This is a genomic window from Buttiauxella noackiae ATCC 51607 (assembly GCF_001654865.1).
In the GTDB taxonomy this organism is placed as follows: Bacteria; Pseudomonadota; Gammaproteobacteria; order Enterobacterales; family Enterobacteriaceae; genus Buttiauxella; species Buttiauxella noackiae.
On sequence record NZ_LXEO01000058.1, the window covers coordinates 14,965 to 28,013 of the forward strand.

Sequence of the window (13,049 nt, forward strand, 5' to 3'; positions counted from 1 at the left end):
GGCTCCCTTTTTTACTTCTGTGCGACGGTGCGCGCTGCTATCCGCGAGTTTCGCTGCGTATAAACTGCATCAAGAATAAACAGCGCCAGTGCTGCCCAGATAAAGCCGAAGGTCAGCATCTTATCTTTGCCGATCACCTCACCGTAGAATGTCACGGCTAGCAGGAACATTAACGTCGGGCCAATGTACTGGAAGAAACCCAGTGTTGAGAGGCGCAAGCGCGTTGCTGCTGCGGTGAAACACAGCAATGGAATTGTTGTTACTACGCCTGCCGCAATAAGCATTAAGTTCAGCGACATTGGGTTTTGCCCCATATGACTGGTTGAACTGTCCGCGATACCAAACAAATAGATAGCCGCAATTGGTAGCAGCCACAGCGTTTCAACTAACATTCCGGTTTGTGCATCAACGGCGATTTTCTTACGTACCAGCCCGTAAAACGCGAAGCTGAACGCCAGGCCAAGCGCGATGATGGGCAGCGAGCCGAATGTCCAAAGCTGAACCAGAACACCACAAGCAGCAAGGCCCACGGCAACCCACTGCATTCTACGGAAGCGTTCACCGAGGAAAATCATGCCCAATAGCACGTTAACCAGCGGGTTGATGAAGTAGCCGAGGCTAGCTTCCAACATGTGATTGTTATTCACAGCCCAAATAAACAGCAGCCAGTTACCGCCAATTAGCACCGCAGAAAGTGCCATGGCGAATACTTTTTTGCGGTTCTGACAGGATTTCTTTACCTGAGGCCACTGGCGGCTAAGGCTAATTAACACCACCATAAAGAAGAAAGACCAAATCACGCGATGCGTCAGGATTTCATCGGCCGGAACGTAGTGGATTAATTTGAAGTAAGCAGGCGCGATGCCCCAAATAAAATACGCCGCCAGCGCAAGTAACACGCCCTGGCGGGTTTGTTTCGCATCCATGAAAAGAACTCGTTGATGAATAGTGTCCTAATTGTATCAGCAATAATTACTTCACCCCACCATGTAGGTGGCGGTCGCGCTGGCGATATGCAGTTGGTCTTCGTTGTGTAATTCAACACGCGCCACGGCCACTTTATTCCCGGCTCGCAGCAGGCTGCTGCTGGCGGTAAAGCGCTGCCCACGCCCCGGACGTAAATAATCAACTCGCAAGTCGATAGTACCCATTTTCGACAGACGTTGGCGCAGTTCTTCTTCGCTAATACTGTCATGACGAGTGAGCGTGCTGCCCACGCAAACCAGGCCTGCTGCGACATCGAGCGAAGAAGCAATCACGCCGCCGTGCAAAATACTTTGCGCCCAGTTGCCCACCATCATTGGTTGGTTATTAAAACTAAGCTCGGCGTAGTCTTTCTCATATTTTATAAGTTCCAGCCCCAGCGCACGGTTAAATGGCATGTGATAAACAAAAATCTCACCGACCAGTTGTAAGGCGGCTTCAGGGGTCAGAAATGGCGTAGACATGGATCATCCTCGATCAAAACAACAATGTTAATTAATTGTTTATTTTATGCTTCGTATTCGTTGATTGCTACTTTAAGAACTGTAGACCGAGCGTGCACATTCAGAACTATGTAGAATGTGTCCCTGATAATAATTTGAAACCTTTTTTGTTCAGGAGAATATTGCCGATGCGCAAGTTTCTGGGATGGTTAGTGGCAGCAAGCCTGTTGCCTTTGACCGCTTACGCACAAGAAGCAACGATTAAAGAAGTGCATGACAAACCCGCAGTTCGCGGCAGTATCATCGCCAATATGCTTCTGGAACACGATAATCCATTTACACTTTATCCGTATGAAACCAACTACTTAATTTATACGGTGACAGACGACCTCAATAAAGAAGCGATCAAAACCTACAACTGGGCTGATAACGCTAAAAAAGATGAAGTGAAATATCAGTTGAGCCTCGCGTTCCCCATCTGGCGCGGTATTCTGGGGCCTAACTCAGTTTTAGGTGGCTCATATACCCAAAAATCCTGGTGGCAGTTGTCGAACAGTGGAGAGTCTTCTCCTTTCCGTGAAACCAACTATGAACCGCAGCTTTTCCTCGGTTTTGCGACCGATGAATCTTTCGCCGGTTGGACATTACGAGATGTCGAGTTTGGTTATAACCATGACTCAAATGGTCGTTCAGACCCAACGTCCCGTAGCTGGAACCGTTTATACACGCGTCTGATGGCTGAGCACGGCAACTGGATGGTTGAAGTGAAGCCCTGGTATGTGATTGGCAGCACCGATGACAACCCGGACATTACCAAATACCTGGGCTATTACCAGCTGCGAGTCGGCTATGAGTTTGGCGATGCGATTCTGAGCATGAAAGGCCAGTACAACTGGAATACGGGTTACGGCGGCGCGGAATTAGGCTTTAGCTATCCGGTCACCAGGCATGTACGTCTTTATACCCAGCTTTACAGCGGTTACGGTGAGTCATTAATTGATTACAACTTTAACCAGACACGCTTCGGTGTCGGCGTTATGCTTAACGATCTGTTCTAAGAATTCGGCGGTTTTAGTGGTGGGGAAAGCGTGACACAGGCGGAAGTAATTAATCAGGCAGTGCTGGCCAGACAGGTTTTGCAAGATACCTTCGGCTATCAACAGTTCCGCCCGGGTCAGGAAACCATCATTGAAACGGTGCTGGAAGGGCGCGACTGCCTGGTTGTCATGCCGACCGGCGGCGGTAAATCACTGTGCTACCAAATTCCAGCGCTGGTGTTTGGTGGGCTGACGGTTGTGGTTTCCCCGCTGATTTCCCTGATGAAAGACCAGGTCGATCAGCTACTGGCAAACGGCGTTGCGGCAGCATGTCTTAACTCCACTCAAAATCGCGAACAGCAACAAGAAGTGATGACGGGTTGCCGTACCGGACAGATTCGCCTGTTATACATCGCGCCTGAACGGTTGATGATGGATAACTTCATCGACCAAATCAGTCACTGGCACTTGTCGATGGTTGCGGTTGATGAAGCGCACTGTATTTCGCAGTGGGGGCACGATTTCCGTCCGGAATATGCTGCACTTGGCCAACTGCGTCAACGCCTGCCTTCGGTGCCATTCATTGCCTTAACTGCAACGGCTGATGACACTACCCGTGCAGACATTGTGCGCCTGTTAGGCCTGCACGACCCGCTCATTCAAATCAGTAGCTTTGACCGCCCGAATATTCGCTACATGCTGATGGAGAAGTTTAAACCTCTCGATCAACTGATGCGTTACGTGCAGGAACAGCGCGGAAAATCTGGCATTATTTACTGTAACAGCCGCGCTAAAGTGGAAGACACGGCTGCGCGTCTGCAAAGCAAAGGTATCAGCGCCGGGGCTTATCACGCCGGGCTTGAGCACCAGGTGCGTGCCGAAGTACAAGAAAAATTCCAGCGTGATGACCTGCAAATTGTCGTTGCGACTGTAGCGTTCGGCATGGGCATCAACAAACCCAACGTCCGTTTTGTGGCGCACTTCGACATCCCTCGTAATATCGAATCTTATTACCAGGAAACGGGTCGAGCCGGGCGTGACGGCCTGCCTGCGGAAGCGATGCTGTTTTACGATCCGGCCGACATGGCGTGGCTGCGTAAATGCCTCGAAGAAAAACCCGTCGGGCAATTGCAGGATATTGAACGCCACAAACTCAATGCCATGGGCGCGTTTGCGGAAGCGCAGACCTGTCGCCGCCTGGTGTTGCTGAATTACTTTGGTGAAGGTCGCCAGCAATCTTGTGGTAACTGCGATGTTTGCCTCGATCCACCGCGTCGTTACGACGGGCTGGTGGATGCGCAAAAAGCGTTGTCCTGTATTTATCGCGTTAACCAGCGCTTTGGGATGGGCTATGTTGTGGAAGTGCTGCGCGGTGCCAATAACCAACGTATTCGTGAGTTTCAGCACGATAAATTACCGGTCTACGGCATTGGCCGGGACCAGACGCACGAACACTGGGTCAGTGTTATTCGCCAGCTGATTCACCTCGGTGTAGTGACGCAAAATATCGCGCAACACTCGGCATTGCAGCTTACCGAGGCAGCACGCCCGTTCTTGCGCGGAGAAGAACCTTTAATGCTCGCAGTGCCGCGCATTGTGGCAATCAAATCGAAATCCAGTCCGAAAGTATTCGGTGGAAACTACGACCGCAAGCTGTTCGCCAAATTACGTAAGTTGCGCAAAGCCATTGCAGATGAAGAGAACATCCCGCCGTATGTGGTGTTTAACGACGCCACACTGATTGAAATGGCCGAACAAATGCCGATTACACCTGGTGAAATGCTAGGTGTTAACGGTGTGGGTACGCGTAAACTGGAGCGCTTTGGGCGTGAGTTTATGGCGCTTATCCGCAGTCATGTCGACGGCGAAGATGAGTAGTAGCCAGTCTTTGCTGCAACTCGTATAGTTATTCTCCAAATAATAATTCGGCGAGTTAATTCCTATGTTGATGCTATTCCTCACGGTGGCACTGGTGCATCTTGTTGCGCTATTAAGCCCCGGTCCTGACTTTTTCTTTGTTTCTCAGACAGCCGTAAGTCGTTCCCGTAAAGAGGCGATGATGGGTGTACTGGGGATTACCATGGGTGTCATGATTTGGTCAGGCGTAGCACTACTTGGCCTGCATCTGCTGCTGGAAAAAATGGCGTGGTTGCATAACATCATTATGGTCGGTGGCGGGTTATATCTGTGCTGGATGGGCTACCAGATGCTGCGCGGCGCACTGAAAAAAGATAAACCTTCCGAGCAAGCGCCAGAAGTGGAACTGGCTCGTAGCGGGCGCAGCTTTATGAAAGGGTTGCTCACCAATCTTGCTAACCCAAAAGCTATTATCTATTTCGGTAGCGTGTTCTCGCTGTTTGTCGGCGATAACGTGGGTAGCGCGGAGCGTTGGGGGCTGTTTGTTCTGATCTCACTGGAAACGCTGGCCTGGTTTACCGTCGTTGCCAGCTTGTTCGCACTGCCGCAAATGCGCCGCGGTTATCAGCGCCTTGCGAAGTGGATTGATGGTGTTGCCGGTGCCTTGTTTGCCGGATTCGGCATTCACCTGATTATTTCCCGCTAATCGTTGTCTGCCCCTTATTGGCGTGCTGTGGCAAGCAGCGCGCCAATCAGCATAAACAGAGAACCAAAAACGCGGTTCAATGCTTTCATCTGGCGCGGCCCTTTAATCCAGCCTGCAATTCGTGTCGCAAGCCCCGCATAACCAATCATCACAATAATATCGACCACTACTGTCGTTACGCCGAGCACTAAATACTGTAAAGCCTGTGGCTCATGTGGAGAGATAAACTGCGGGAAAAGTGCGGCGAGAAAGACGATGCTTTTTGGGTTCGTGAGATTCACAAAAATCGCGCGCTTAAACAGGCGGCTGCGTGGTTGGGTGTTAGCCAGCGTATTTAAATCCAGCGCACCTGCGGCACGCCATTGCTGAATGCCAAGCCAGACAAGATAAGCTGCACCCGCCCATTTCAAAATTTCAAAAGCCAGCAGCGAGTGTGAGAACAGCGCACCAAGCCCAATCCCAACCAGTACGATATGAATCGCAAGCCCGGTTTGCAACCCGGCGATAGATGCAGCCGCGCCGCGATAGCCGTGGCTAATGGCGGTGGTCATGGTATTAATTGCCCCGGAACCGGGTGAAAGACTCAGAATTATTGTGGTCAGGAGATAGGTTAACCACCACTCAACGCTCATGTGAAATTCCCTGAAAGAACACTTTTATGCCACAATACGCTATTGTTGATGAGCGTGCTATGAATCACAAAAAAGCGATATGACTCAGCATAAAAATGGATGGTCTAACAGGGAAAACGCCTTTGCGGCTTTCACCACGGGTCCACAGATGGACTTCTGGCGCCAGCGCGAAGAGTGTGAATTTTCAGGCGTCGACGAAGTGCCGGTACGCTACGTACGGTTTCGCTCGCAGGATCATGACAGGGTCATTGTGGTTTGCCCTGGGCGTATCGAAAGTTACGTCAAATATGCCGAGCTTGCCTATGACCTTTTCCACTGTGGATTCGATATTTTAATTATCGATCATCGTGGCCAGGGGCGTTCCGGGCGCATGCTTTCGGATTCACATCGCGGCCATGTGGCGAAATTTAGCGACTACGTTGACGATTTTGACCGCTTTTATCAGCACGAACTCGCAAATGGCCCATGGAGAAAACGCTACGCTTTAGCGCACTCTATGGGTGGCGCAATCATCACACTGTGGCTTGAAAAGAATTCACTATGCTTTGATGCTGTCGCGCTATGTGCGCCAATGTTTGGCATCGCCTTGCGCTGGCCCGACTGGATGGTGCGCCATATTCTTGATTGGGCTGAAGGCCACCAACGTATTCGTGAGGGTTATGCAATCGGAACAGGCCGCTGGCGTGCATTACCATTTAGCGTTAATGTCCTGACCCATAGCCGTGAGCGTTACCGCCGTAACCTGCGTTTTTATGCTGATGAGCCAGCATTACGGTTGGGTGGGCCAACGAATCATTGGGTAAGAGAAGGGATACTCGCAGGAGAACAGGTTTTAGCAGGAGCCACTGCTATCACCACGCCGATATTTATCCTGCAGGCAGAAGAGGAACGCGTCGTTGATAACCGTGCGCATGACCAATTCTGTGAGCTTCGTGCCGCGGCGGGCCACCCTTGTGAGGGGGAAAAACCTTACGTCATAAACGGTGCGTATCATGAGATCCTGTTCGAAAAGGACGATATGCGAACCGAAGCGCTGAATGCCATTATCGCGTTTTTTGATAGGCATAATTAATCTGAATTCAACACCAGAGGTTCCAAATCCTATGTACCATGTCGTTGCGTCTGACCTGGATGGCACGTTGCTGTCCCCCGATCATCTTCTGACCCCGTATGCTAAAGAAACGCTGAAACTGCTCACCGCTGAGGGTGTTCATTTCGTCTTTGCAACGGGCCGCCACCATATCGACGTGGGGCAGATTCGCGATAACCTCGAAATCAAAGCCTACATGATCACCTCTAACGGTGCGCGCGTTCACGATACTGACGGCAATCTGGTATTCAGCCACGATCTCGACCACGACATCGCGCAGGACCTGTTCGGGGTGGTGCATACCAACCAGGATATCGTGACCAACGTCTACCGCGGCGATCAATGGTATATGAACCGCCATCGCCCTGAAGAGATGAAATATTTCAAAGAAGCGGTGTTTAACTACACTCTCTTTGAGCCAGGTTTGCTGGAAGCAGATGGCGTCAGCAAAGTGTTCTTCACCTGCGATTCTCACGAAAAACTTCTGCCACTTGAGCAAGCATTAATTGCCCGTTGGGGTGATCGTGTGAACGTCAGCTTCTCAACCCTGACTTGCCTGGAAGTCATGGCAGGCGGCGTATCGAAAGGGCACGCGTTGGAAGCTGTATCCAAAGCAATGGGTTACAGCCTGAAAGAGTGTATCGCCTTTGGCGACGGCATGAACGATGCTGAAATGCTGAGCATGGCGGGTAAAGGCTGCATCATGGGCAACGCCCACCAGCGCCTGAAAGACCTGCTGCCAGAGCTGGAAGTCATCGGCACCAACGGTGATAACGCGGTCCCGCATTACCTGCGTAAGATGTTCCTCGGTAAAGACTGATTTGCGATAAACGAGTGGTGAATTAACCACCACTCGTCAACCAAATAAACCAACTTCTGCACATTCCCTTCGCTACAATGAAGCATTAATCTCCCGTAGTAGAGACTTCATCGTGCCGTTACTCATCATCACCACCATTCTGTGGGCCTTCTCTTTTAGCCTGATTGGCGAATACCTTGCCGGGCATGTCGACAGCTATTTTTCTGTGCTGATGCGCGTCGGACTTGCGGCGTTAGTGTTCCTGCCGTTCCTGCGTTTTAAAGGCTACAGCGCGAAAACGTTGCTGCTGTACATGCTGGTGGGGGCGTTACAACTCGGCGTGATGTACCTGTTTAGCTTCCAGGCTTATCTCTACCTCACCGTCTCAGAATTCCTGCTGTTTACGGTAATGACACCGCTTTACGTCACGCTAATTTATGACCTGATTAGCGGCAATAAGCTGCGCTGGGGATATGCGTTAAGTGCCGGGCTGGCGGTGATTGGCGCCGCGATTATTCGCTACGACAAAATCAGCGATCACTTCTGGATCGGCCTGCTGCTGGTGCAGGCGGCGAACATCTGCTTTGCCATCGGCATGGTGGGTTATAAGCGCCTGATGGAAACGCGTCCGATGCCGCAACGCTGTGCGTTTTCCTGGTTCTATCTCGGGGCGGCAGTGGTAGCGGTCATCGCGTGGTTTGCGCTGGGGAACCCGCAAAAACTCCCGACCACCAACCTGCAATGGGGCATCCTGGTGTGGCTTGGGGTGGTGGCTTCAGGGCTGGGTTACTTTATGTGGAACTACGGTGCCACGCAGGTGGATGCGGGCACGCTCGGTATCATGAACAACGTGCATGTTCCGGCGGGGCTGCTGGTTAACCTCGCCATCTGGCAAGAGCAGCCTCACTGGCCGAGTTTTATTATTGGCGGGTCTGTGATAATGGCTTCGCTATGGGTGCATCGCCATTGGGTCGCTCCGCGTTCTTCACAAACGGCAGATGCTCGCAAGCGTGTGAACGCGTCGAGCGAATAAAGGCTTCCGTCACCGGTTGACGCTGCTCGCCATCGCGCACTGCGGCGTACAACCGGCTCCACAGTCCTTCACCCAGGGTTTTGGTCACAACCAGACCCTGGCGTTCAACATTCTCCACTACCCAGTGTGGCAACGCGGCAATTCCCATGCGTGCCGACACCATCTGAATCAACAACAACGTGTTATCCACACTTTTCAGCGACGGGCTAACCCCGGCCGGTTGCAGGAAATGTCGCCAGATATCCAGACGTTGGCGCTGTACCGGGTAAATCAATAACGTTTCGCTGCTCAAATCTTCCGGCTCAATGCGCGTTTTAGCCGCCAGCGGGTGATCCGTTGCCAGCACCAGGCGCACTTCATAATCAAACATTGGCGAATAATGCAGGCCGCTGCGCGGCAGGATGTCGGATGTTAAAACGATATCCAGTTCGCTCTGCTGCAACGCTGGCTGCGGGTCAAATGTCACACCAGATTTGAAATCCAGATCCACCTGTGGCCAGGTCTTGTGGAAATTTTCCAACGCAGGCGTGAGCCACTGAATGCAGCTATGGCATTCGATGGCGATACGCAGTGTGGTCTGATGCGGTTCATTGCAAGCCTGAAGCGCACGGGTTATCTGCGGCAACACTTGTTCAGCCAGTTGCAACAGAACCTCTCCCTGCGGTGTGAACCGTAGCGGCTGACTTTTACGGATAAACAGGCGGAACCCAAGACGCTGCTCCAGATCGCTGAACTGATGGGAGAGGGCCGATTGGGTCTGATGCAACGCGGCGGCGGCGGCGGCTAAAGAGCCGCAATTTCGTAACGCCTGGAGCGTCCGCAGGTGTTTTATCTCGATCATGAAAGTCCTTCACTTCGGCATGAGCAAATTGCGCTTGAGGAATATACAGTACCTGCACAAGATAGATGTGTAAACATCCAGACGTCTAAAAAATTCGTCGTCTTTCGAGCCGCAGGGGTGTTGGCTGCACTCACGAACCCGAATCACTTACTGAAGTAAGCTCATCGGTATTCGCTCCCTGGCCGCCTACCTGCAACTCGAAATCCATAGAATTTAAAATTGAAATATAAAGAGGCAGAAAAAATGACGATTAAAAATCACACCCTCGGCTTCCCACGTGTCGGCCTGCGTCGCGAATTGAAAAAAGCACAAGAAAGCTACTGGGCGGGCAACTCCACTCAGGAAGAATTACTGGCAGTGGGTCGCGAACTGCGTGCTCGCCACTGGAACCAACAAAAAGAAGCTGGTGTGGAACTGCTGCCGGTGGGTGATTTTGCCTGGTACGATCACGTTCTGACCACCAGCTTGCTGCTTGGCAACGTGCCGGCTCGTCATCAGAACGTGAACGGTAGCGTCGATATCGACACTTTGTTCCGCCTGGGCCGTGGCCGGGCACCAACCGGTACGCCTGCCGCCGCCGCTGAAATGACCAAATGGTTTAACACCAACTACCACTATATGGTGCCGGAATTCACTAAAGGCCAGCAGTTCAAACTGACCTGGACCCAGCTTCTGGATGAAGTTGACGAAGCGCTGGCACTCGGCCACAAGGTGAAGCCAGTTCTGCTTGGCCCGGTAACTTATCTATGGTTGGGCAAAGTGAAGGGCGAGCAGTTTGACCGCCTGAGCCTGCTGAAAGACATTCTTCCGGTTTACCAGCAAGTGCTGGCTGAACTGGCAAAACGCGGCATCGAATGGGTGCAAATAGACGAACCTGCATTGGTGCTGGAGTTGCCGCAAGAGTGGCTGGACGCATTCAAACCGGCTTACGAGGCGCTTGCTGGCAACGTTAAGCTGCTGCTGACTACCTATTTTGAAGGTGTGACGCCAAATCTAAATACTATTACTGCGCTGCCAGTACAGGGTCTGCACGTTGACTTTGTACATGGTAAAGATGATATCAACGCTCTGCATCAGCAGCTCCCGGCAGACTGGCTTTTGTCTGCGGGTGTGATTAATGGCCGTAACGTCTGGCGTGCTGATTTAACTGAGAAATACGCGCAACTGAAGGATCTTGTTGGCAAACGTGAACTTTGGGTCGCCTCTTCTTGCTCGCTGCTACACAGTCCAATCGACCTGAGCGTTGAAACTCGTCTGGACGCTGAAGTGAAGAGCTGGTTTGCCTTCGCCCTGCAAAAATGTGCCGAGTTGTCTTTACTGACTGAGGCGCTCAACAGTGGTGATACAGAAAAACTGGTTGAGTGGAGTGCGCCGATTCAGGCCCGTCGCCATTCACAGCGCGTACATAACGCGGCAGTGGAACAACGCCTGGCGACGATCACTGCGCAAGACAGCCAACGCCAGAACAACTACACCGTTCGCGCGCAGGCTCAGCGTCAGCGCTTCAATCTGCCAGCATGGCCGACCACGACCATCGGTTCATTCCCCCAAACCACTGAAATTCGTGGCCTACGCCTCGATTTCAAAAAGGGAAATCTGGATGCCAACAACTACCGCACTGGTATTGCGCAGCATATCAAACAGGCCGTAGCCGAGCAGGAACGTTTAGGTCTCGACGTGCTGGTCCACGGCGAAGCCGAGCGTAACGACATGGTGGAATACTTCGGCGAGCACCTCGACGGATTTGTGTTTACGCAAAACGGTTGGGTGCAGAGCTACGGTTCCCGCTGCGTGAAGCCACCGGTGGTTATTGGTGATATCAGCCGCCCGGAAGCGATCACCGTAGAATGGGCGAAATACGCGCAATCCCTGACTGACAAACCGGTGAAAGGCATGCTGACTGGCCCGGTGACAATTCTTTGTTGGTCATTCCCGCGCGAAGATGTCAGCCGTGAAACCATTGCCAAACAAATCGCGCTGGCATTGCGTGATGAAGTGGCGGATCTCGAAGCGGCAGGTATCGGCATCATCCAGATTGACGAACCGGCTCTGCGCGAAGGTTTACCGCTGCGCCGCTCCGACTGGCAGGCATATCTGCAGTGGGGCGTGGAAGCCTTCCGCTTGAACGCTGCGGTCGTGCGTGATGACACGCAGATCCACACTCACATGTGTTACTGCGAGTTCAACGACATCATGGATTCCATCGCGGCGCTGGATGCGGATGTGATCACTATCGAAACATCACGTTCAGATATGGACCTGCTGGAGTCGTTTAAAGAGTTCGAATACCCGAACGAAATCGGCCCGGGCGTGTATGACATTCACTCGCCAAATGTCCCAAGTGTGGAATGGATTGAAGCGCTTCTGAAGAAAGCGGCTGAATCTGTCCCAGCCGAGCGCCTTTGGGTGAACCCTGACTGTGGCCTGAAAACCCGCGGCTGGCCGGAAACCCGTGCCGCGTTGTCTAATATGGTGAAGGCGGCGAAGAACTTGCGTAGCGCTTAAGAGTCAGCGCCTTCTCTGTTTTCGGGGAAGGCGTTTATGTTTGGTGAAAAAGGCAGATTGCTGGCTTCATCACTACTGTCCTGAACGTCAAATTAATACCGGATGTTGCTACGCTAATCTACCTTAGAGAGTTCCAACAAAATCAGTTCCCCCCACTCAATTTCCCGCTCACCGCAGGATGCTGCAAATACTCCATACACCAGCGGCAAACTTTCCCCATGCCGTCGGAACGGGCGGCCAGAAAGAGTTTTGTGGCGTGCTTGTGTTCCTGCATTGGCTTTTTTACCAGTTGGCCGTTATTCAGTAATGGCTGCGCCAGGTGATGGGGAATATAACCAATACCGACGTTTTTCTGGATTAGCGAAATGGCAGTCAGGAAGTCAGGTACGAATAAGGGCTTTTGCCCTTCCAGTAGCCAGGCCTGTTGAGGAATAAAATTAACCGCAGTATCGCGGATACAAATAGCAGGATATTGGCGTAATTCGGCGTTTTGCAGTGGCTGAACCTGGGTTGCCAGCGGGTGCTGCGGGCCGACAACAAAATCCCATTCCAGTTGGCCGATAGGCTCGCTAATAATCCCTTCAGTGCTTGGCACCGCATGCGGTGCGCCAATCACTAAATCGGCGCGTTTACTGTAGAGCGCATCCCAGCAGCCGTTGTAAACCTCAAGATTGATTCTCAACGTGGTCGAGGGAAACTGGCGCTCAAAATCACAGATAAACTCCACCAGAACCGGCGTGGGAATAATGTTATTCACCGCGACCACCAGTTCCTGTTCAACGCCGTCATGAATCAGCACGGTATTACGTTTCAGGGCTTCCAGATCGTTGAGGATATTTTTGCTGTGCTGGATGAAATATTCGCCCGCAGATGTCAGCTCGATGTAACGGCCTTTGCGGATAAAGAGTTCGGCGCCAATGGCTTCTTCTGCTTTTTTGATGGTGTAGCTTATCGCCGAGGGGACTTTGTTCAGTTGTTCAGCAGCCGTCGTAATGCTCTGGTATTTAGCGACCAGATGGACAACGCGAATGGTTTCATCGGAGATAAACATTGAGATTCCCTGGTGGCGTTGAATGGCCGGATCGTTCCTCGTTCCGGCCATTTGATTATGCCCATTATACC

12 protein-coding genes are annotated in these 13,049 nt (G+C 52.0%); 7 read left to right on the forward strand and 5 right to left on the reverse strand.

The features are described 5' to 3' along the window. Window positions 1–11: 11 nt before the first annotated feature. Both rarD and yigI read right to left on the reverse strand, forming a co-directional pair. Window positions 12–926 carry an EamA family transporter RarD gene (rarD, locus tag M979_RS18500; RefSeq protein WP_064555989.1) on the reverse strand — a complete coding sequence of 305 codons (915 nt, stop codon included), beginning with the start codon at window positions 924–926 and terminating at the stop codon, window positions 12–14. A 51-nt stretch (window positions 927–977) separates the two neighbouring features. Beyond that, window positions 978–1,448 (reverse strand): acyl-CoA thioesterase YigI, encoded by a 471-nt coding sequence (gene yigI, locus M979_RS18505; protein ID WP_034461682.1) that lies wholly within the window; start codon window positions 1,446–1,448, stop codon window positions 978–980. Between the two features lie 167 nt (window positions 1,449–1,615). Here yigI and pldA point away from each other — a divergent pair, with 167 nt between their 5' ends. From pldA to rhtC, 3 genes are all read left to right on the forward strand, one after another. Next, window positions 1,616–2,485, forward strand: a complete 870-nt coding sequence (gene pldA, locus M979_RS18510) for a phospholipase A (protein WP_064555990.1) — start codon at window positions 1,616–1,618, stop codon at window positions 2,483–2,485. A 30-nt stretch (window positions 2,486–2,515) separates the two neighbouring features. Next, on the forward strand, window positions 2,516–4,342 hold the full coding sequence (gene recQ, locus M979_RS18515; RefSeq protein WP_064555991.1) for an ATP-dependent DNA helicase RecQ: 1,827 nt from the start codon (window positions 2,516–2,518) through the stop codon (window positions 4,340–4,342). Between the two features lie 64 nt (window positions 4,343–4,406). Beyond that, the gene (gene rhtC, locus M979_RS18520; RefSeq protein ID WP_034461679.1) at window positions 4,407–5,027 is read left to right on the forward strand and encodes a threonine export protein RhtC; all 621 of its coding nucleotides are present in this window, start codon (window positions 4,407–4,409) and stop codon (window positions 5,025–5,027) included. 14 nt (window positions 5,028–5,041) lie between these two features. Here the strand turns inward: rhtC and rhtB are convergent, their stop codons facing one another. Further along, window positions 5,042–5,659 carry a homoserine/homoserine lactone efflux protein gene (gene rhtB / locus M979_RS18525; protein WP_064555992.1) on the reverse strand — a complete coding sequence of 206 codons (618 nt, stop codon included), beginning with the start codon at window positions 5,657–5,659 and terminating at the stop codon, window positions 5,042–5,044. Between the two features lie 79 nt (window positions 5,660–5,738). Between rhtB and pldB the strand changes: the two genes are divergently transcribed. From pldB to M979_RS18540, 3 genes are all read left to right on the forward strand, one after another. Then, the gene (gene pldB / locus M979_RS18530) at window positions 5,739–6,731 is read left to right on the forward strand and encodes a lysophospholipase L2 (protein ID WP_064555993.1); all 993 of its coding nucleotides are present in this window, start codon (window positions 5,739–5,741) and stop codon (window positions 6,729–6,731) included. A gap of 31 nt (window positions 6,732–6,762) precedes the next feature. Next, window positions 6,763–7,569, forward strand: a complete 807-nt coding sequence (yigL, locus tag M979_RS18535) for a sugar/pyridoxal phosphate phosphatase YigL (protein ID WP_034461675.1) — start codon at window positions 6,763–6,765, stop codon at window positions 7,567–7,569. A 112-nt stretch (window positions 7,570–7,681) separates the two neighbouring features. Beyond that, window positions 7,682–8,581, forward strand: a complete 900-nt coding sequence (locus M979_RS18540) for a carboxylate/amino acid/amine transporter (RefSeq protein ID WP_064555994.1) — start codon at window positions 7,682–7,684, stop codon at window positions 8,579–8,581. Here the strand turns inward: M979_RS18540 and metR are convergent. Then, on the reverse strand, window positions 8,469–9,422 hold the full coding sequence (gene metR / locus M979_RS18545) for an HTH-type transcriptional regulator MetR (protein ID WP_064555995.1): 954 nt from the start codon (window positions 9,420–9,422) through the stop codon (window positions 8,469–8,471). The two genes, M979_RS18540 and metR, sit on opposite strands and share 113 nt — an antisense overlap. Window positions 9,423–9,665: 243 nt before the next feature. Between metR and metE the strand changes: the two genes are divergently transcribed. Continuing rightward, on the forward strand, window positions 9,666–11,927 hold the full coding sequence (gene metE / locus M979_RS18550; RefSeq protein WP_064555996.1) for a 5-methyltetrahydropteroyltriglutamate--homocysteine S-methyltransferase: 2,262 nt from the start codon (window positions 9,666–9,668) through the stop codon (window positions 11,925–11,927). 142 nt (window positions 11,928–12,069) lie between these two features. On the opposite strand, the gene M979_RS18555 is transcribed toward metE, so the two are convergent. Continuing rightward, window positions 12,070–12,978 carry a LysR substrate-binding domain-containing protein gene (locus M979_RS18555; protein ID WP_064555997.1) on the reverse strand — a complete coding sequence of 303 codons (909 nt, stop codon included), beginning with the start codon at window positions 12,976–12,978 and terminating at the stop codon, window positions 12,070–12,072. Between the last annotated feature and the right edge of the window lie 71 nt (window positions 12,979–13,049).

Excerpts from the sequence above, each read along its gene's own strand:
- rhtB (WP_064555992.1), bottom strand. The coding sequence starts at position 5,659 with ATGAGCGTTGAGTGGTGGTTAACCTATCTCCTGACCACAATAATTCTG.
- metE (WP_064555996.1), top strand. The coding sequence starts at position 9,666 with ATGACGATTAAAAATCACACCCTCGGCTTCCCACGTGTCGGCCTGCGT.
- rhtC (WP_034461679.1), top strand. The coding sequence starts at position 4,407 with ATGTTGATGCTATTCCTCACGGTGGCACTGGTGCATCTTGTTGCGCTA.
- M979_RS18555 (WP_064555997.1), bottom strand. The coding sequence starts at position 12,978 with ATGTTTATCTCCGATGAAACCATTCGCGTTGTCCATCTGGTCGCTAAA.
- pldA (WP_064555990.1), top strand. The coding sequence starts at position 1,616 with ATGCGCAAGTTTCTGGGATGGTTAGTGGCAGCAAGCCTGTTGCCTTTG.
- yigL (WP_034461675.1), top strand. The coding sequence starts at position 6,763 with ATGTACCATGTCGTTGCGTCTGACCTGGATGGCACGTTGCTGTCCCCC.
- rarD (WP_064555989.1), bottom strand. The coding sequence starts at position 926 with ATGGATGCGAAACAAACCCGCCAGGGCGTGTTACTTGCGCTGGCGGCG.
- metR (WP_064555995.1), bottom strand. The coding sequence starts at position 9,422 with ATGATCGAGATAAAACACCTGCGGACGCTCCAGGCGTTACGAAATTGC.
- yigI (WP_034461682.1), bottom strand. The coding sequence starts at position 1,448 with ATGTCTACGCCATTTCTGACCCCTGAAGCCGCCTTACAACTGGTCGGT.
- pldB (WP_064555993.1), top strand. The coding sequence starts at position 5,739 with ATGACTCAGCATAAAAATGGATGGTCTAACAGGGAAAACGCCTTTGCG.